17 protein-coding genes and 1 tRNA gene are annotated in these 17,844 nt (G+C 67.1%); 7 read left to right on the top strand and 11 right to left on the bottom strand.

The window, feature by feature from the left end; translation table 11 throughout:
• The first annotated feature begins 2 nt into the window (after positions 1-2).
• A complete protein-coding gene (locus H7692_RS10910; RefSeq protein ID WP_222136874.1) occupies positions 3-596 on the top strand; it encodes a TetR/AcrR family transcriptional regulator in 594 nt (197 codons plus the stop codon).
• 119 nt (positions 597-715) lie between these two features.
• Positions 716-2,101, top strand: a complete 1,386-nt coding sequence (locus H7692_RS10905; protein WP_222136873.1) for a glycoside hydrolase family 140 protein — start codon at positions 716-718, stop codon at positions 2,099-2,101.
• A gap of 300 nt (positions 2,102-2,401) precedes the next feature.
• On the opposite strand, the gene H7692_RS10900 is transcribed toward H7692_RS10905, so the two are convergent.
• Positions 2,402-2,602, bottom strand: a complete 201-nt coding sequence (locus H7692_RS10900; protein WP_201928267.1) for a zinc-finger domain-containing protein — start codon at positions 2,600-2,602, stop codon at positions 2,402-2,404.
• 173 nt (positions 2,603-2,775) lie between these two features.
• Between H7692_RS10900 and H7692_RS10895 the strand changes: the two genes are divergently transcribed.
• Genes H7692_RS10895 through H7692_RS10885 form a run of 3 tightly spaced genes read left to right on the top strand, consistent with a single transcriptional unit; the run spans position 2,776 to position 5,727 of the window.
• The gene (locus tag H7692_RS10895) at positions 2,776-3,699 is read left to right on the top strand and encodes an ABC transporter ATP-binding protein (protein WP_201928268.1); all 924 of its coding nucleotides are present in this window, start codon (positions 2,776-2,778) and stop codon (positions 3,697-3,699) included.
• Positions 3,692-5,287, top strand: coding sequence for an L-aspartate oxidase (gene nadB, locus H7692_RS10890; protein WP_222136872.1), 1,596 nt, complete (start codon positions 3,692-3,694; stop codon positions 5,285-5,287). Before H7692_RS10895 ends, nadB begins: the two co-directional genes overlap by 8 nt.
• A gap of 56 nt (positions 5,288-5,343) precedes the next feature.
• Positions 5,344-5,727, top strand: coding sequence for a GxxExxY protein (locus tag H7692_RS10885; RefSeq protein WP_222136871.1), 384 nt, complete (start codon positions 5,344-5,346; stop codon positions 5,725-5,727).
• Between the two features lie 44 nt (positions 5,728-5,771).
• On the opposite strand, the gene H7692_RS10880 is transcribed toward H7692_RS10885, so the two are convergent.
• On the bottom strand, positions 5,772-6,974 hold the full coding sequence (locus H7692_RS10880; protein WP_222136870.1) for a M20 metallopeptidase family protein: 1,203 nt from the start codon (positions 6,972-6,974) through the stop codon (positions 5,772-5,774).
• Complete coding sequence (locus H7692_RS10875) at positions 6,971-8,146, bottom strand: acyl-CoA dehydrogenase family protein (RefSeq protein ID WP_227340163.1); 1,176 nt, start codon at positions 8,144-8,146, stop codon at positions 6,971-6,973. The genes H7692_RS10880 and H7692_RS10875 overlap by 4 nt, the downstream gene beginning before the upstream one ends.
• Positions 8,147-8,364: 218 nt before the next feature.
• On the opposite strand from H7692_RS10875, the gene H7692_RS10870 reads away from it, so the two are divergent.
• On the top strand, positions 8,365-9,636 hold the full coding sequence (locus H7692_RS10870) for a dipeptidase (RefSeq protein WP_222136868.1): 1,272 nt from the start codon (positions 8,365-8,367) through the stop codon (positions 9,634-9,636).
• 16 nt (positions 9,637-9,652) lie between these two features.
• Here H7692_RS10870 and H7692_RS10865 read toward each other — a convergent pair whose 3' ends face one another.
• Positions 9,653-10,075, bottom strand: a complete 423-nt coding sequence (locus H7692_RS10865) for a DoxX family protein (protein WP_201928274.1) — start codon at positions 10,073-10,075, stop codon at positions 9,653-9,655.
• Entirely contained in the window at positions 10,072-11,364 is a 1,293-nt protein-coding gene (locus H7692_RS10860; RefSeq protein WP_201928275.1) for an FAD-dependent oxidoreductase, read from the bottom strand. The genes H7692_RS10865 and H7692_RS10860 overlap by 4 nt, the downstream gene beginning before the upstream one ends.
• Positions 11,365-11,517: 153 nt before the next feature.
• Between H7692_RS10860 and H7692_RS10855 the strand changes: the two genes are divergently transcribed.
• Positions 11,518-11,591: transfer RNA gene (locus tag H7692_RS10855), tRNA-Gln, on the top strand.
• Positions 11,592-11,649: 58 nt separating this feature from the next.
• On the opposite strand, the gene trmB is transcribed toward H7692_RS10855, so the two are convergent.
• The 6 genes from trmB to H7692_RS10825 all read right to left on the bottom strand — a co-directional run bounded on the left by trmB (position 11,650) and on the right by H7692_RS10825 (position 17,836).
• Entirely contained in the window at positions 11,650-12,363 is a 714-nt protein-coding gene (gene trmB / locus H7692_RS10850; RefSeq protein WP_222136867.1) for a tRNA (guanine(46)-N(7))-methyltransferase TrmB, read from the bottom strand.
• A 54-nt stretch (positions 12,364-12,417) separates the two neighbouring features.
• Entirely contained in the window at positions 12,418-13,380 is a 963-nt protein-coding gene (locus H7692_RS10845) for a hypothetical protein (protein WP_222136866.1), read from the bottom strand.
• Between the two features lie 67 nt (positions 13,381-13,447).
• A complete protein-coding gene (gene metK / locus H7692_RS10840; RefSeq protein ID WP_222136865.1) occupies positions 13,448-14,674 on the bottom strand; it encodes a methionine adenosyltransferase in 1,227 nt (408 codons plus the stop codon).
• 54 nt (positions 14,675-14,728) lie between these two features.
• A complete protein-coding gene (gene lnt / locus H7692_RS10835; protein WP_222136864.1) occupies positions 14,729-16,504 on the bottom strand; it encodes an apolipoprotein N-acyltransferase in 1,776 nt (591 codons plus the stop codon).
• A gap of 218 nt (positions 16,505-16,722) precedes the next feature.
• A complete protein-coding gene (locus tag H7692_RS10830) occupies positions 16,723-17,130 on the bottom strand; it encodes a DUF2141 domain-containing protein (protein ID WP_227340162.1) in 408 nt (135 codons plus the stop codon).
• Positions 17,078-17,836 carry a sterol desaturase family protein gene (locus tag H7692_RS10825; protein WP_201928281.1) on the bottom strand — a complete coding sequence of 253 codons (759 nt, stop codon included), beginning with the start codon at positions 17,834-17,836 and terminating at the stop codon, positions 17,078-17,080. Before H7692_RS10825 ends, H7692_RS10830 begins: the two co-directional genes overlap by 53 nt.
• Positions 17,837-17,844: the final 8 nt, after the last annotated feature.

Here is a 17,844-nt window from a genome sequence, read left to right as displayed (position 1 = left end):
AGATGGAAGCCGCCCGCCAAGCCTTTACGCGCGAAAGCGCCGATGCGCGCCGCGCCGCGCTGATCGAGGCGGCGGCGGCGTGCCTTGCCGAAGTGGGGCTCGCGGGCACCAATGTGCGCGCGATCTGCGCGCGCGCGGGGGTGTCGCCGGGGCTGCTGCGCCATTATTTCGCGGGGATCGACGAGCTGATCGCGGCGACCTATCAGGCGACGAGCGACCGGATGGACGCGATTTTCGCCGCCGCGGTCGCGGGCGCGGGCGACGCCCCCCGCGCGCGCCTGTCGGCCTATCTGACCGCAAGCTTCCGCGCGCCGGTGACCGACCCCGAACTGCTCGGCGCGTGGACCGCCTTCTGGGCACTCGCGCGCAGCGACGCGCGCATGGCCGCAATCCACGCCGCAAGTTACGCCGGCTATCGCGCGCGGCTGGCCGAGCTGCTCGCCGCGTGCGGCGCACGCGAGCCCGAGCGGCTGGCGATCATGCTCACCGCGCTGGTCGACGGGCTGTGGCTCGAACTCTCGCTCGACGAAGCAAGCTTCGGCGCCGAGGCGGCGGCAGCGATGGTCGAACAGGCGGTCGCGGCGCTGCTGCGCTGAGCCGGACACCATGCAGACCCCAGCGCCGCGTTCGCATGATCGACAATTCCTATTGCCACGCGCCCCGCGAATCCATTATGACACCGGTGTCCAAAATGAAAGTTGAACGGGAGAGAAGGATGACCGCCACCAACGGACGGCGTTGGCACGTCGCCATCACCGGCGCCCTGACGCTGGGCCTTTTGACCACAGCGGCGCACGCCCAGCGGCAAATCGAAGTCGCCCCGAACGGGCGCCATTTGCAGACCGATGACGGAAAGCCATTTTTCTATCTGGGCGACACCGCATGGGCGCTCTTTCACCGGCTGACGATCGAGGAAGCAGATCGGTATCTGCGCGATCGCGCCGAGAAAGGGTTCAACGTCGTCCAGGCGGTTGCGCTCGCCGAACTGCGCGGGCTCGACGAACCGAACGCCTATGGGCATCTGCCGCTGGTGAACCGCGATCCCGCGACCCCCAACACCGCCTATTTCGACCATGTCGACCGCGTCGTCGCGCGCGCGAACGAATTGGGACTGACCGTCGGCCTGTTGCCATCATGGGGGCGCTACTGGCGCGACGGCGACGCCCAGATCTTCACCCCTGCGAGCGCGCTCGCCTATGGGCGCTTCCTAGGAAAGCGCTATCGCGACGCCAAGCTCATCTGGATATTGGGAGGCGATTCGAACGTCCGGTCGGCCAACGAACGCGCGATAATCGATGCGCTGGCAAGGGGACTGCGCGAGGGCGACGGCGGCCGTCACCTGATTACCTTTCACCCGCGCGGCCCCGGCCTGTCGTCGGTGCAGGTCCGCGACGCAAAGTGGCTCGATTTCTATATGAACCAGTCATCGCATGCAGCGCGCGACCTCGACACGGGGCTTTATGCCGAACATGACCGCGCGCTGTCACCGCGGCGCCCGGTGATCGACGGCGAGCCGCGCTACGAGGGGATTCCGGTCGGATTTTACAATCAGGGCCACGACCCGCGGCTCCGCTTTGACGACGACGACACGCGGCAGGCCGCGTGGTGGTCGATCCTCGCGGGCGCGGCGGGGCACGCCTATGGCAACAACAATGTCTGGCAAATGTGGGCGCCGGGGCGCGAGCCGGCAATTGGCGCGAACCGGCCCTGGTTCGAAGCGATCGAAGACCCGGGCGCGCGCCAGATGGGGATTTTGCGGCGCTTCATGGAAGCAAACGCCTTTCAGACGCTCGAGCCGCGACAGGATTTGATCCTCGATGGCCCGACGCAGGGCGGCGCAAAGGTCCGCGCAGCGCGCGCTGCCGACGGCAAGCGCATCATCGTCTATTCGCCGCACGGCAAGCCCTTCACCCTCGACCTGCGCGAAGTCGCGGGTGCGATGCATAAACAGAGCTGGTTCGACCCGCGCTATGGCGCCTCCTATCTGTTCAGGACCGAGCAGAGCCAGGGCATCCAAAGCTTTGTCCCGCCATCGTCGGGCGAGGGCGAGGATTGGGTCCTCCTCATCGAACAAGCCGATGGCGACACGGGCGCGCCATAGGTTGCCGTCGCAATTTCCGGATTGCGGCTCGCATTCGGCCGACAGATTTGCCGCGGCGCCGCGGCGCCAAGCCCGCGTGGCGTAACGCTGCACGGTCGCGCCGATGCCGCGCAGGATCGCCGCGCGGTCGAGCGCGACAATCGGAGCCGGCGCCCGCGGGCCGGTTACGATTCTGATCCTGTCGCGGCACATATATGCCGTGACAGGATGAGCCAACCATGCCCGGCCGCGGTGAATCGGTTGGGTATTTGGCAGCGACCGCGCGCCGCCTTGGTCACCCGCGGGCGGCGGTGGCGCCGTTCAGGCCGATATGTCGGCGACGCCGCCGGTCAGGATGAAGCGGCGGTCGCAATAGCCGCAATCGACGAAGCCGTCGTCGGGGTCGATTTCCAGCCATACGCGCGGATGGCCGAGCGCGGCGTCGGCAAGCCCGTCGCCGGTGCCGTCGCAGGCGATGCGGGTCTTGGGCGTGCGGATCGTTTCGGGTGCGGGCTGGGTCATCGACCGCGCCCATAGCAAGGCCGCGTGATCGCCGCAATCGGGTCTGCACATGCATGTTCAGAGCGGCGCGGCCACCGGGCAAGGCCAGCCCCAAAATATGTTTACGGCCGCATAGACAATGCTGCGCGCGCCCCCTCTTTCGCGCGGGCGGGTGCGCGGCTATGGAAGCGGGCATGACCGAAGCCGCCATCCGCATCGACGCCGTTTCCAAAATCTATGCGGGGGGCAAGCAGGCGCTCGACAACGTCAGCTTCGACGTGCCGCGCGGGCAAATTTTCGGGCTGCTTGGACCCAATGGCGCGGGCAAGTCGACGCTGATCAACATCCTTGCGGGGCTGGTCAACAAGACGGGCGGGAACGCGAGCATCTGGGGCTTCGACATCGACGCCGATCCCCGCAACGCCAAATATTCGATCGGCATCGTGCCGCAGGAGATCGTCTTCGATCCCTTTTTCACGCCGTTCGAGACGCTCGAGAATCAGGCGGGGCTTTATGGCGTGCCCAAGGCGAAGCGGATTTCGGACGAACTGCTCGCCGCCGTGCATCTGAGCGACAAGCGCGACGCCTATGCGCGCACCTTGTCGGGGGGGATGAAACGCCGCCTGCTCGTCGCGAAGGCGATGGTGCATTCGCCGCCGATCATCGTGCTCGACGAGCCGACCGCGGGGGTCGATATCGAGCTGCGCCAGCAGCTTTGGGAATTTGTGCAGAGCCTCAACGATCGCGGCGTCACGGTGGTGCTGACGACGCACTATCTGGAGGAGGCCGAGGAGCTGTGCGACCGGATCGCGATCATCAACCACGGCAGGCTGATCGCGAACAAGCCGACGCGCGAGCTGGTCGACATGGCGCGCGAGAAGATCGTCGTCGTGACGCTCGACCAGGATATCGACACGCTGCCCACGCACCCGGCGTTCGACAAGATCGAGCGCGAGGGCGAACGCGGCCTTGCCATCCATTACAACAAGGACCGGATGAACGCGGGCGAAGTGCTCGCCGCGGTCAATGCAATGGGGCACGGCATCGTCGACGTGTCGACGCGCGAAGCGGACCTTGAGGATGTGTTCCTGAACCTGACGCGCGCGGCCAATGGGTGAAGGCGGCACCTCTTCTCCCCACGACGTCATCATCGTCGGATCGGGCGCCGCTGGCCTCACCGCCGCGATCAGCCTTGCCGACCATTGCAAGGTGCTGGTGCTCGCGAAAGGCAACCTCACCGGCGGGTCGACCGCCTGGGCGCAGGGCGGCATCGCCGCGGTGCTCGACGCGGGCGACACGTTCGAGAATCATATCGACGACACGATGGTCGCGGGCGCGGGGCTCAACCGGCGCGAGACGGTCGAGTTCGTCGTCGAGAATGCGCCGCAGGCGATCGCGCGGCTCGTCGAGATGGGCGTGCCCTTCAACATGGACGAAGGCGCGCTGCACCTGACGCGCGAGGGCGGCCATTCGCACCGCCGCATCGTCCATGTCGACGACGCGACCGGCTGGGCGGTGCAGGCGGCGCTGCTCAAGACCGCCGAAGCGCATCCGAACATCACGCTGCTCCCCGGGCAGGCGTGCATCGACCTGATCACGGGGCGGCACGAGGAACGCTATTCGGGGTCGGGGCGCGTGTGGGGCGTCTATGCGCTCGACGAGGCGAGCGGGCAGGTCCACGCGCATGTCGGGCGCGCGACGATCCTCGCGAGCGGGGGCGCGGGGCGCGTCTATCAATTCTCCACCGCCCCAAGGGGAGCGACCGGCGACGGCATCGCGATGGCGTGGCGCGCGGGTGCGCGCGTTTCCAACATGGAGATGATGCAGTTCCACCCGACCTGCCTCTATAACCTCGACGTCAAGAATTTCCTGATCACCGAGGCGGTGCGCGGCGAGGGCGGGATTTTGCGGCACCCCGAGACCGGGCATCGCTATATGTCCGACTATGACGCGCGCGCCGAACTCGCGCCGCGCGACATCGTCGCACGCGCCAACGACGACCAGATCAAGCGTTTCGGGCTCGACTATGTCCACCTCGACATCAGTCACAAGGACCCCGATTTCGTCGCGGGGCATTTCCCGAACATCTATGACAAGCTGCTCGGCCTTGGCATCGACATGACCAAGCAGCCGATCCCGGTGGTGCCCGCGCAGCATTATACGTGCGGCGGCGTGCTCATCGACCTCGACGGGCGCACCGACCTTCCCGGCCTTTATGCCGCGGGCGAAGTGAGCGAGAGCGGCCTGCACGGCGCGAACCGCCTGGCGTCGAACAGCCTGCTCGAATGTTTCGTGTTCGGCGAGGCGGCGGCGAAGGACATTATCGCGCGCTGGGACACGCTCGAGGCGCCGCCGCCGATCCGGCCGTGGGACGAAAGCCGCGTCACCGATTCGGACGAAGAGGTGGTGATCAAGCAGAACTGGACCGAGATCCGCCGCTTCATGTGGAACTATGTCGGCATCGTCCGCACCACCAAGCGGCTCGAGCGCGCGCAGCACCGCATCAAGATGATGACGGGCGAGGTCGAGGATTATTACGGCCACTTCCGCGTGACCACCGATCTGATCGAACTCAGGAACCTGCTCCAGTGCGCCGAGCTGATCGTGCGGAGCGCGCTCCACCGCAAGGAAAGCCGCGGATTGCACTACACGCTCGACTATCCCGAGGCGCTGGCGGAGCCGGTCGATACGGTGCTGGTGCCGTGAGTTTCGGCTAAGGAAAATCTCACGCAAAGGCGCAAAGGCGCGAAGAAGGGGGCAGCTTGGACATCGAGGAACTGGCCAGCGTCGCCGTCGATTGCGGATTCCACCTGCACAAGAATCTGGGGCCGGGGCTGCTCGAATCGGTCTACGAAGCGATAATGTTCGACCAACTCGTGCGCCGCGGCCTAAATGTTCAGAGGCAGGCGCCGATCCCCATCCGTTATGACGGCGTCGAGTTGCCGGAGGGGTTTCGGGCCGACCTTCTGATCGAAGGCCAATTGCTCGTCGAACTCAAATCCGTGGAGCGGCTGTCGCCGCTTCACGGCAAACAGGTTTTGACTTATCTTCGCCTGCTTGAGCTTCCGCTTGGCCTGCTCATCAACTTTGGCGGCGAAACCTTCAAGGAAGGGGTCCGCCGCGTCGCCAATAACCATCGCGGCTGACGAATCTTCTTCTTTGCGCCTTTGCGCCTTTGCGTGAGATTTCCCTACGCAAACCCCTCGTTCAAAAACCGTTCGGCCAGCGCCGCGTGGAGGGCGGCGCCGCGGGCCATCACCTTTTCGTCGAGGACCATGCGGTTCGAGTGGAGGCCGCAGCACGCGCGCCAGTCGCTGCCCTCGTGGCTCGCGCCGAGCCAGAACATTGCGCCGGGGACTTTTTCGAGGACATAGGCGAAATCCTCGGCGCCCATCACCGGATGCTCCATCGTCAGCCACGCGGCCTCGCCGAAGGTCTCCTCCACAACCGACTGGCCAAAGGCGACCGCGCGCGCGTCGCAGACGGTGACGGGGAAGCCTTCCTCTATCTCGACCTCGGCGGTGCAGCCGTGCGCCTCGGCGATTGCGGGGGCGAGGCGCCGGAGCTCGCGCGCGACCATCGCGCGGCGCTCGGGCGACAGGGTGCGGATCGTCCCCTGCATCTCGGCGCTTTCGGGGATGATATTGTTCGTCGTCCCCGCCGCGATCCTGGCGATGGTGACCACCGCGGGGTCGAACACCGAAACCTTGCGCGTCACCATCGTCTGGATTGCCGAGACGATTTCGCACGCGACCGGAATGGGATCGACCGCATCATGCGGCATCGAGGCATGGCCGCCCGCGCCCTTGACGGTGATCGACAGCACGTCGGACGAGGCGAGCAGCGGCCCCGCGCGCCCCGCGAAAATGCCGTGCGGCGCGTTGGGCATGATGTGGAGCGCGAACGCCGCGTCGGGCAGCGGGTCGATCAGCCCGTCCTCGAGCATGAAGCGCGCGCCATGATGGCCCTCCTCGCCCGGCTGGAACATGAACATCACCGTGCCGGGCAGGCGGTCGCGCGCCGCACACAGCAGCTTCGCCGCGCCGACGAGCATCGCGACATGCGTGTCGTGCCCGCAGGCGTGCATCGCGCCATGCGTTTCGGAGGTGAAGTCGAGTCCCGTATCCTCGACCAGCGGCAACGCGTCCATGTCTCCGCGCAGCAGCACGGTGCGCCCGTTCGCGGGGCCGCGCAGGATCGCGACGAGGCCGGTCGTCGACGGCCCCTCGCGAAATTCGAGCGGGAGGCCGGCGAGCGCCTCCTTGATCTTCGCGAGCGTTTTCGGGTTTTGCAGGCCGAGTTCGGGCTCGCGGTGAATCGCGCGGCGCAAGGTCACGAGGTCGCCCAACAGGGTCTCGGCCTCGGCGGGCCAGCTTCGAGCGATCTCGTTCATCTTTTTCCTCCAAACAATTGCCGACCCGCGAGGTCGAGCATGATTTCCTCGCTGCCTCCTCCAATGGCATTAACGCGGACCTCGCGGTAGATGCGTTCGACCTTGCTGCCGGTGATATAGGATGCGCCGCCCAGCACCTGCGCGGCCTCGCGCGCGACATGTTCGAGCATGCGCGTCGCCTGCACCTTGAGCATCGCGAAATCGGCGGGGCGGTCCTTGCCCTTTTTGACCTGCCACGCGCACAGGTCGACCCACGCCTGCGTCGCTTCGATCTGGCGTTCCATGTCGGCGAGCTTGATGCGGATCGACTGGTGGCCGACGAGCGGCTTTCCAAAGGTTTCGCGCTGTTGCGCCCATTCGGCCGCCTCGGCCATCGCGACGCGCGCCATTGCGCAGCAGCCCATCGCCATGCCGAGCCGCTCGCTGTTGAAATTGCGCATGATGCCGATGAAGCCGCCATTTTCGGCGCCGATGAGGTTCGCGGCGGGGACGCGGACGTCGCTGAAGTGGATCGCGGCGGTGTCGCTGCACCGCCAGCCCATCTTGTCGAGCCGCGTGCGTTCGACCCCCGGCGCGTCCATCTCGACCAGCAGCAGCGATATGCCGCCCGCGCCGGGCCCGCCGGTGCGCACCGCGCAGGTCAGCCAGTCGGCGCGCATTCCCGAGGTGATGAACATCTTGCCGCCGTTGACGACATAATCGTCGCCGTCGCGCACCGCCGTCGTCCTGAGGTTGGCGACGTCGCTGCCCCCGCCCGCCTCTGTAATGCCGAGCGCGATGATCCGGTCGCCCGCGAGCACCGGCGGCGCTACGCGGCGCTTGAGTTCGTCGGAGCCGAGCGCGAGTATCGGCGGCAGCCCGATGCCGTGCGTCATCAGCGACGCGCCAAGCCCGCCCGCGCCGACCGCCGCCAACTCTTCGGTGACGACGAGCCCGTGGAAAATGTCGAAGCCGGTGCTGTGGCCGCCATATTGTTCGGGATAACGCAGCCCGAGGATGCCCGCGTCGGACGCTTTTTTATGCAGCGCGCGCGGCAGTTCGCCCTCCGCCTCCCAGCGGTCGATGTGCGGCGCGACCTCGCGCGCGACGAAGCGGCGGACGCTCTGCGCGAGCGCTTCGTGCGTTTCGTCATAATAAGGCGAACGCGCGCGCCAGTCGTCGAAGGCTGTCATGCGCCGATGCTGCGCGTGCTTGACGTATGCGTCAAGTTCGGACGCGCCGGAAGCGCTTCGTAATATCGCACACAAAGACATAAAGGCACAAAGACAGCTGCATTTTTGCTCCTTCTTTGTGCCTTTGTGTCTTTGTGTGAAAAATATGGCGCGACCTGTCGGTCGCAGGGTTGGCCACGCTCTTGCACAGTCCGCTCAAGCGCTTAAGGTCGCGCGCCATGACCAAAGCGCCCCTGCTCGCCGGCCTCGCCGCACTCGCCCTGATCGCCACCCCCGCCGCCGCGCAGCAACCGCCCGAAGCCGTGGCTGCCGCCGCGCTGGCCCGCGCGCCGGTGTTCGACGGGCATAATGACGCGCCGTGGGCGCTGCGCGACCATGCGCACAATATGATCAACGATTTCGATTTCCGCGACACGACCGACACCGCCAAGCCCGACGCCGAAAAGCCGCTGATCGCGATGCACACCGATATATCGCGGCTGCGCGCGGGGCGCGTCGGTGCGCAATTCTGGTCGGTGTGGGTGCCCGCGACGACCGACGAGGCAAAGGCGGTGCAGCAGACGATCGAACAGATCGACGTGATCCGGCGGATGGCGGCGCGCTATCCCGCCGACCTCGCGCTCGCATCGACCACCGCCGAACTCGAACGCGCGATGAAGGCCGGAAAGGTCGCGGGGATGCTGGGGATGGAGGGCGGCCATTCGATCGGCTCGTCGCTCGCGGTGCTGCGCCAGATGCACGCGCTCGGGGTGCGCTACATGACGCTCACCCATTCGAAGAACACGCCCTGGGCCGACAGCGCGACCGACGCGCCCGTCCACGACGGGCTCAACGATTTCGGGCGCCAGCTGGTGCGCGAGATGAACCGCATCGGGATGATCGTCGACCTCAGCCACGTCAGCGAGGCGACGATGCTCGACGCGCTCGAAGAGGCAAAGGCGCCGGTGATGTTCAGCCATTCGGGCGTGCGCGCGGTCAACGACCATCCGCGCAACGTCCCCGACAGCGTGCTGCCGCGCGTCAAGGCGAACGGCGGGATCGTCATGGTCGTCTTTTACCCCCCCTTCGTCGACGCCGAGGTGCGCGCGCACGGGCTGACGCGCACCGCCGAGCAGGCGCGCCTCAAGGCACTCCATCCGGGCGATCCGGCCGCCGCCGACGCCGCGCTCCTGGCGTGGGACGCGGCGCATCCGGCGCCGCGCACCAACGCCCAGCGCGTCGCCGATCATATCGACCATCTGCGCCGCACCATCGGCGTCGACCATATCGGCATCGGGGGCGATTATGACGGCGTCGACGTGCTGCCCGAGGGACTGGAGGATGTGTCGAAATATCCCGCGCTGTTCACCGAGCTCGCGCGGCGCGGCTATTCGCAGGCCGAACTCGAAAAGATCGCGAGCGGCAACATGCTGCGCGTGCTCAAGGCGGTCGAAGCCCATGCCGCGAGCCGCAAGGACGCCCTGCCGATCGAAACCCCTGCGGCGAAATGACATAAGCCCTCCCCCGTCAAGGAGGAGGGGCGAGGCGACTGCGCGGGCCGCCGAAGGGCCATTCGACCGCGCCGCTCGCCCATAGCGCCCACCAGATGATGAGCGGCTGCGCCGCGAGGCGCGGGGCGTGATACCACCAGCCGAGCACCTCGCCGCCGATCGCCATGTTGGCGAACGCATGGTGGAAATTCGCGGGCCAGACGCACAGCGCATAGAGCGCGAGGCCCCAGCCCGCGACCTTGCGCGTCGCCGGGATCGCCAGCCCCAGCGCGCCCGCAAGCTCGGCGATGCCGGTCGCGGCGACGACGAATGCGGGCATTGGCACCCACGGCGGCATGATCGCCAGAAAGGGCGCAGGCGTCGCGAGGTGACGATAGCCCGCATAGGCATAGCCAAGCGCGAGCAGCCAGCGCAGCGCGGTGCGGACGCGCGCCCTCAACGCCCGATCGCGGCGAGCATCGCCTCGACGCTGGTGAACTTCTCGCGCGGCGCGCCGTCGAGCGCCGCCGCGACCTCTGCCGCCTCGATCCGGCGCCAGTCGCGAAAGGTCACGGGAACGACGCCGCGGCTCGCGAGCAAGGTGTCGAGCCCGGGGCGCCCCGGCTTGCCCGCGCCGCGGCCGATGTCCGCGACCACCATTTCGGCGATCCGCGCGCCGTCGGGCTTGTTCGTCCCGATCGTCCCCGTCGGCCCGCGCCGCGCCCAGCCGACCGCGTAAAGACCGGGCAGGATGCGCCCCTCGTCGCTCGCAAAACGGCCGCGGCCATGTTCATAGGGGACGCCGGGGATCGGCGGCGTCTGATACCCGATGCAGCTGATCACCAGTCCGACGTCGACCGCATAGGTTTCCCCGGTCCCGTGGCTGCGCATGTCGGCGTCGAGTTCGGTGCGCTCGACGATGACGCGCTGGACGCGCCCCTCTCCCTCCAACGCCACCGGCATCGCGAAAAAGTCGAAGTCGACCGTCACCGGCTTCGCGACCGGGTTCGCGGCAAAATCGCGCAGGTGCGTCACCGATTTGCGCATCCCGGGTTCGAGCAGCGCATCGTCGCCCTCGGGCGGCAGGTCGGCGGGGTCGACGCGCGGCGCCGCGCGCTCGAGGTGGCCAAGCTCGCCAAGTTCCTTGGGCGTCATTGCAATCTGGTGCGGTCCGCGGCGGCCGAGAATATGGATCTGCCGCACATTGCTCGCCGCGAGTGCGTCGCGCGCGTGCGCGACGATGTCGCTGCCCGCGAATTCGGCAGGGGTCTTCGCCAGGATGCGCGCGACGTCGAGCGCGACATTGCCGTTGCCGATCACCGCAACCCCCGCCGAATCGAGCGGCGGGTCGAGCGCGGCGAAATCGGGGTGGCCGTTGTACCAGCCGACGAAGGCCGCGCTGCCGATCACGCCGTCGAGGTCGGCGCCGGGAATGCCGAGCGGGCGGTCGTTGGGCGCGCCGGTCGCGAGCACGACCGCGTCGTAGAGCGTCGTGAGTTCGTCGATGCCGACATCGCTGCCGACCGCGACATTGCCGACAAAGCGGACATTGTCGGTCAGCGCGACGCCCTCGTAACGGCGCGAAACCGCCTTGATCGATTGATGGTCGGGCGCGACGCCCGTGCGGATCAGCCCATAGGGAACGGGCAGGCGGTCGATCACGTCGACGGCGATGTCGTCCGATTTCTGTAATGCCTCGGCGGTATAATAGCCCGCCGGGCCCGACCCGACGATTGCGACGTGACGCATAGCCCACTCCTGCGCGCGCCCGCCGCAACCCCGCGGCGCGCTTATCTTATCGATGCGATGCTAGCGGCGAATCGCGACCGCGCAAGCGCGCTTGTGCGCGGCGGCCACGCAGCCTTGACAGCGCCCGTCAGCAATCATATTGCGCGCCCCTCCTGCCCCGTCGTCTAATGGTAAGACTACGGATTCTGATTCCGTCTATCGAGGTTCGAATCCTCGCGGGGCATCCAGATAAAATCGCCATATTCATGACGGACCGCGACAGCGCAAAGCTTGCGTTGCGCGCGCCTAGCGGCGGCGGTAGCGGAAATACCAGACCTCGTGCCCCTGCGCGCGCGCTTTGGCCTCGTAGCGCGTTTCGGGCCAGCCGCCGGGGCGGACGAGGAAATCGCGCGCGTCCTGCGCGAGCCATTCGAACTGGTGGCGGTGGCGGCGCATCACCATCAGCGCGTGGGCCAGATAGACGGGATGATCGGTGCCGAAGCGGAATTCGCCGCCGGGCTTCAGCTTGGCCGCGATCAGGTCGACCGGCCCGTCGTTCATCATCCGCCGCTTGGCATGGCGCGCCTTGGGCCACGGATCGGGATGCAGCAGATAGGCGAAGCTCAGCGCGCCGTCGGGGATGCGCCGCAGCACCTCGAGCGCGTCGCCGTGATGGATGCGGACGTTGCCGAGCGGGGGATGCGCGCCATGGTCGCCCGCGACATGGACGAGCGCCTGCGCGACGCCGTTGATAAAGGGTTCGGCACCGATGAAGCCGTGATCGGGGAGCATGTCGGCGCGCGCCGCCATATGCTCGCCGCCGCCGAAGCCGATCTCGAAATGCAGCGGGCGATCATAGCCGAACAGGCGCTCTGCCGTGACGTCGCCGTCGGCCGGCACCGCGATCTGCGGCAGCAGCGTGTCGACCAGATCCTGCTGGCCCGCGCGAAGGGGCTTGCCCTTGGCGCGGCCATAGAGGCGGTTGAGCGTCGTCGGGTCGCCGGATTTGTAAGCGGTCATGCCGCGCGCCCTAGCCGAGCGGACGCGCGCGCGGCAAGGGGCGTTGCGTTGCCGTCAGCGTCGCGGGGGCCAGGTGTCGAACACACCCACTGCCTTGTCCGCCGCCATCAGCTCGAGCACGCGTTGCGGCGTCGGCAGCGCCGTTTGCGGTGGCAGGGCGAACGACTTGGCTGCGGTGATGAAATTGCCGGAATAATAGCCGCCTTCGCCCCGAACTGTCACCGCATTGCCATTGTCGCCGAACGCGAACAGATAGCGATCGGTCGTTCCGACGGGACGATAGACCGCGCGGTTCCCCTCCATCCGCGTCTCGCGGCACCATTGGGCGGCAACGATCCGGTCCGAGGGCTGGGAAATGCCAGCGCCTTGCGTCGCCGTGCTGTCGGCGCTGTTGGCCGCACCGAGCGGCGTCGAACAAGGAATAACGGGCGTGGCTGCGGCTCCGGCAGAGAGCGTCGGAAGGATGAGCGCTCCAATAACCCGCTTCATCCATGCAGCATTTTCCGCGGGGGAACGCGATGTCGAACTCGCCCTGACTTTCACGTACCAGTCGCCGACCGGAAAGATCGCGACCCCGGCGCTTCGATAGTCGGTGCCCGTCAGCGCATAGACGGCGTGGACGCCAATCGCCCCGCTCTGCGCCGTCGGAGCAAAGGTCGCCGGCGCAATCGCGAGCGACGGGGTTCCGAAACTCTTTCCGTTCTCGATCGACCCCTGCGCCTGCGACAGCCAGACGGACGCATTGCCGTTGGTGTTCCGAAAAACATAAACGGTCAGCGCTTCCTGGGGCGACCCGCGGAAAAAGCTGGCGGCGACGTCGAGATCCTGTTGGTCAAAACGGGTGACGCGCCCGCGCGCGATGCCATCGATCGTCGCGGGCACCGAAATGCCGCTGGGGGCATGGTTCCACGGTTTGCCGGCCTCGACAACCACCTCTTCCTGCGCCGCCAGCGGCAGCGAAGCGGCGGCGGCGAGCGCCGCGCCCAGAGCGATCGCCGATTTCCAGATGCTTGCCATATATCCCCCCGTTCCCGCGACTTGCTGTCAGAACGGGGCGGTGAAGGCAAGCGGCGATCGCCGCCGATCAGCCCGGAAAGGCGGCCTTGAGCTGGTCCACGAGGTCGGTGCGTTCCCACGGGAAGGCGTCGCCGTCGGCCTGGCGGCCGAAATGGCCGTAGGCGGCGGTCTGGCGATAGATCGGCTTGTTGAGCCCCAGATGCGTGCGAATGCCTTTTGGCGTCAGGCGCACGAGCTGCGGCAGCAACTGTTCGAGCGCGGCCTCGCTCGCGCCGTTCGCCGCGGTGCCGTGGAGGTCGACATAGACCGACAGCGGCTCGGCGACACCGATGGCGTAGCTGAGCTGGATCGTGCAGCGGCGCGCAAGCCCCGCGGCGACGATATTCTTCGCAAGATAGCGGGTGACGTAGGCCGCCGAACGATCGACCTTTGTCGGGTCCTTGCCGCTGAACGCGCCGCCGCCGTGCGGACTCGCGCCGCCATAGGTGTCGACGATGATCTTGCGGCCGGTGAGCCCCGCGTCGCCGTCGGGCCCGCCGATCTCGAAGCGGCCCGTGGGGTTGATGTGATAGACGGTGTTCGCGGTGAGCAGCTCGGCGGGCAGCACGTCGGCGATCACGCCGAGCACATATTTGCGCAGCTCCTGATATTTCGCCTCGTCGCCTTCGCCATTGTGCCAGTAATAGCCGGGCGCATGCTGCGTCGACACGACGATCGCGGTCGCCTCGACCGGGTGCTCGTTGGCATAGCGCAGCGTGACCTGGCTCTTCGCATCGGGTTCGAGGAAGGGCGCGACGCCCGACTTGCGGTCGGCGGCCATGCGTTCGAGGATCTTGTGGCTGTAATCGAGCGTCGCGGGCATCAGGTCGGGGGTTTCGTCCGACGCATAGCCGAACATGATGCCCTGGTCGCCCGCGCCCTCGTCCTTGCTTTCGCCTTCGTCGACGCCCTGCGCGATATGCGCCGACTGGCCGTGCAGATTATTCTCGAAGGTCAGGTCCTTCCAGTGGAAGCCCTCTTGCTCGTATCCGATTTCCTTCACCGTGTTGCGCACCGTCGCCTCGATCTCGTCGAGTGCGCCGGGGGCCCAGGCGCCGTCTTCATAGACGCCCTTGCAACGGATTTCGCCCGCCAGCACGACGAGCTGCGTCGTCGTCAGCGTCTCGCACGCGACGCGCGCCTCGGGGTCCTTCGACAGGAACAGGTCGACGATCGAATCGCTGATCTGATCGGATACCTTGTCGGGATGACCTTCGGACACGCTTTCGGACGTGAAGAGGAAGCTGTTGCGCATGGAGGGGGGCCTTCTTTGAATCGTATATAAAGGAAGCTTTATGTGACGGCGCTGTTAGCGCCCGCGGCGGCGAATGGCAATGGCGAGCGCGAGCAGCAGCAGCGCGAATCCGACGGGCAGCGCATTGCCATATCGCGCGAACAGCGTCGGCGCGTGCGGCGGCGGCAGCATCGCGTCGATGCGCCCCGCGCGGTGCATCGGGATCGAGTCGACGATGCGCCCGTCGGCGTCGATGATCGCGCTGATCCCCGTCGGGGTCGAGCGGACGACCGGCAGCCCCTCCTCGATTGCGCGCAGCCGCGCCTGCGCCAGATGCTGCGGCGGCCCCCACGCGCCGAACCAGGCGTCATTCGACGGGTTGAAGATGAAATCGGGACGGTTGGCGCGGTCGACCACCTGCCCCGAAAAGATGATCTCGTAACAGATTTGCAGGCCCACCTGACCGAAGCGCGCGAGGTCGAACGTGCGCGGTCCCGGCCCCGGCCAGAAGTCGATGTCGCCCGGCACGAGCCGCGACAGGCCGATCGCCGACAGCAGCGGCCGCATCGGCAGATATTCGCCATAGGGGACGAGGTGCGCCTTGTCGTAGCGCGGGCCGAGCGTGCCGTCGGCGTGAACTGTCATCACCGCGTTGCGCGCGCCGACCACATCGCCGCTCTTGTCGAGTTCGAGCTTCAACGCGCCGAGCAGCATGACGTCGCCGGGGTTCATGAGCTGAACGAGCCGCGCGCGCGCCTCGAGCGGCGAGCGGTCGTAATAGACGGCGGGATAGCCCCATTCGAGATAATCGGGAATCGCCGCCTCGGGCCAGAGGACCAGGCGGGGCGTGTCGCTTTCGGGAGCGGTCAGCCGCGCGAGCTTGGCGAAATTGGCGTCGGCCTTGTCGCCCTCCCACTTGTCCGCCTGCCCGATGTTGGGCTGGACGAGGGTGACTGGCACCCCGCCGTTGCGCACCGCCGCGCTTCCACGGGCGAATTGGGCGAGGCCGTAAAGGATACCGACATAGAGCAAGCCGAGCATGACATTACGCAGCGGTGGCCAGCCGAGACTCTGGAGCGGTGCGCCGCGCATGTCTTCGTCGAGTTTCGCCTGCCGTTTGGTTTCGCGTTCCTCTTCACTCGCAAACAAAGTCTCATGCACAATCGGGACGAAGAAGCCGGCGGCGAGTATCAGCAAGGCACTTGCCCCGTAGCTTCCCACAATCGTCAGCAGATCGACCGATGGTACGACGCTGCGGGCCAAACCGGGCGATGCGGCGATCAACGGATTCCATGCGAAACCGGTGAACACCCAACTCCGCAGCCATTCGGTGAGCGTCCACAGCCCGGCGAAGGCGAGGATGTAGGAGAGCGTCGCCCCCGCGAAGGCGGGGGCAACTGACGGCTTGCCCGACGATGACAGGGCCATGCCGACACCGGCCGTGTCGGGAATCGCGTACCTCCCACCACCCTTCGCGGGAGCGACGAATCTTTGTACCGCCCAGGCGCCCCACGCCGCCAGCGCAGGATATACCGCCAGATAAAGCGCGAGCAGCAGCACCGCGATCCACCCGAGCCATGCGGGCATCGCCGCCTGATAGGTGAAGGCGGTCGCGATCCAGTTGAGTCCGATGAGGAAATGGCCGACGCCGAACGCCCAGCCGGCGCCGAGCGCGCGCCAGCCGCTGGCTGCGCGCGCGACGATCGCCATCCAGCCGGCAAGCGCCGCGAGGGTCAGCGGCCACAGGCCGAGCGGCGCGAATCCCGTTGCCGAAACGGCGCCCAATATCAGCGCGATGGCGCTGGGCCAGCGGTCGACAAATTGGGCGAAGCGGGGGAGGAGCGCGGTCACGCCCGCACTCTTAGCGGTGCGGCGATGCCGCGACAATCGGGCTTGGGGAGATCATCTCCCCTCCCGCAAGCGGGAGGGGTCTGGGGTGGGCCAGCAGCGGTGCGAAATACCCACCCCGCTGCGGCTAGCCAGCAAGCTGGCAAGCCTCGCTGCCCCTCCCGCTTGCGGGAGGGGGTAAAGGAGGCCGGGTTCTTTCAAACCTCAGACCATCGTCCCGCCTACAGCATATATTTCATCTTGATCGCGACGCGCGTGTCGCCGTCGACCGCGAAGCTTGCCGCCTTGAAGCTCGGCGGGCCCGCGACGATCGCCGGATTGCGCGAAAAGCCGAAACCTTCCTTCGGGAGGAAAAGGGCCTTGTCCATCCGGTCGTTGCTGTTTTCGTCGTGGACGACGGCGATCGCATAGATGCCCTTCGCGGGGGCCGCGATCTCGAAATCGGCCGCGTCGGCGGACTTCACCGCCATGCGGACCGACGCCGCATCCTTGCTGCAATCGGGAAAGGCTTTCGGGTTGGTCGTCAGACAGACGAGCAGCTGTCCCTTGACGCTGCGCAGCCCGGTGACGCTGACCTCAACGACCGGGGGCGGGCTCGCCGCCGCGGCGAGCAGCGGCAAAATCGCCAAGGCCGATATCGGTACCGCAAAGCCTGTCCCAAAAACGAAAATAGAGGCCATAATTGCCCTTATAGGCAGCATGATGCTGCTGGTGATGCGTTGCGGTTATCAGCCATTGCCCCGCGCGTCCATGAACGAGCGCGCGCGGGAACATTTCCCACCCCATATGATTGCCGACGCCCATCACGGTCATGATCGCGAGGACGAGGCCGAGCACCGCGACGTGGATCGGAATGAGGAAGACGAGCGCGGGAATGACGACTGCGCCCGTCACCGCCTCGACCGGGTGAAAGCTCATCGCCGCCCACGCGGTCGGCGGGCGGCTGTCGTGATGCACCGCATGGGCGAGCCGGAACCAGCGCGGGCGGTGCATCAGCCGGTGCGTCCAGTAGAACCATGTGTCGTGCGCCGCGAGGTAGAGAAGCAGGCTGACGGGCAGATACCAGAGCGGCCAGGCGCCCGCGTCGGTGTAGATGCGCGTCCAGCCGTGCGCCTGCCAGCCCCACGCGACGATCCCGGCGGGCACGCCATAGATGGCGGCGCTCGCAAGGCTCCAGCCGATCTCGCGGCGCATCTGGCGCTCGAGGCCGCGGTAGAGGCCGGGATGACGGAGGCGCGTCGCGAGCGCGAAGGCGCCACTCGACAAGAGGTAGCGTCCCCCGACGATCAACGTCATCGCGAGCGCCGAGAGCGCGATGGCGAGCGCCGCGCTCATGCGGGGCG

The organism is Sphingopyxis sp. P8 (assembly GCF_020622175.1).
Lineage (GTDB): Bacteria > Pseudomonadota > Alphaproteobacteria > Sphingomonadales > Sphingomonadaceae > Sphingopyxis > Sphingopyxis jiangsuensis.
The sequence above is the reverse complement of the archived record's forward strand: the minus strand, read 5'-3'. Positions and strand labels throughout refer to the sequence as shown.

Bases quoted from the DNA above. Each gene is read 5' to 3' on its own strand.
- H7692_RS10910 (WP_222136874.1), top strand. From the start codon at position 3: ATGGAAGCCGCCCGCCAAGCCTTTACGCGCGAAAGCGCCGATGCGCGC.
- H7692_RS10905 (WP_222136873.1), top strand. From the start codon at position 716: ATGACCGCCACCAACGGACGGCGTTGGCACGTCGCCATCACCGGCGCC.
- H7692_RS10900 (WP_201928267.1), bottom strand. From the start codon at position 2,602: ATGACCCAGCCCGCACCCGAAACGATCCGCACGCCCAAGACCCGCATC.
- H7692_RS10895 (WP_201928268.1), top strand. From the start codon at position 2,776: ATGACCGAAGCCGCCATCCGCATCGACGCCGTTTCCAAAATCTATGCG.
- nadB (WP_222136872.1), top strand. From the start codon at position 3,692: ATGGGTGAAGGCGGCACCTCTTCTCCCCACGACGTCATCATCGTCGGA.
- H7692_RS10880 (WP_222136870.1), bottom strand. From the start codon at position 6,974: ATGAACGAGATCGCTCGAAGCTGGCCCGCCGAGGCCGAGACCCTGTTG.
- H7692_RS10875 (WP_227340163.1), bottom strand. From the start codon at position 8,146: ATGACAGCCTTCGACGACTGGCGCGCGCGTTCGCCTTATTATGACGAA.
- H7692_RS10870 (WP_222136868.1), top strand. From the start codon at position 8,365: ATGACCAAAGCGCCCCTGCTCGCCGGCCTCGCCGCACTCGCCCTGATC.
- H7692_RS10860 (WP_201928275.1), bottom strand. From the start codon at position 11,364: ATGCGTCACGTCGCAATCGTCGGGTCGGGCCCGGCGGGCTATTATACC.
- trmB (WP_222136867.1), bottom strand. From the start codon at position 12,363: ATGACCGCTTACAAATCCGGCGACCCGACGACGCTCAACCGCCTCTAT.
- H7692_RS10845 (WP_222136866.1), bottom strand. From the start codon at position 13,380: ATGGCAAGCATCTGGAAATCGGCGATCGCTCTGGGCGCGGCGCTCGCC.
- metK (WP_222136865.1), bottom strand. From the start codon at position 14,674: ATGCGCAACAGCTTCCTCTTCACGTCCGAAAGCGTGTCCGAAGGTCAT.
- H7692_RS10825 (WP_201928281.1), bottom strand. From the start codon at position 17,836: ATGAGCGCGGCGCTCGCCATCGCGCTCTCGGCGCTCGCGATGACGTTG.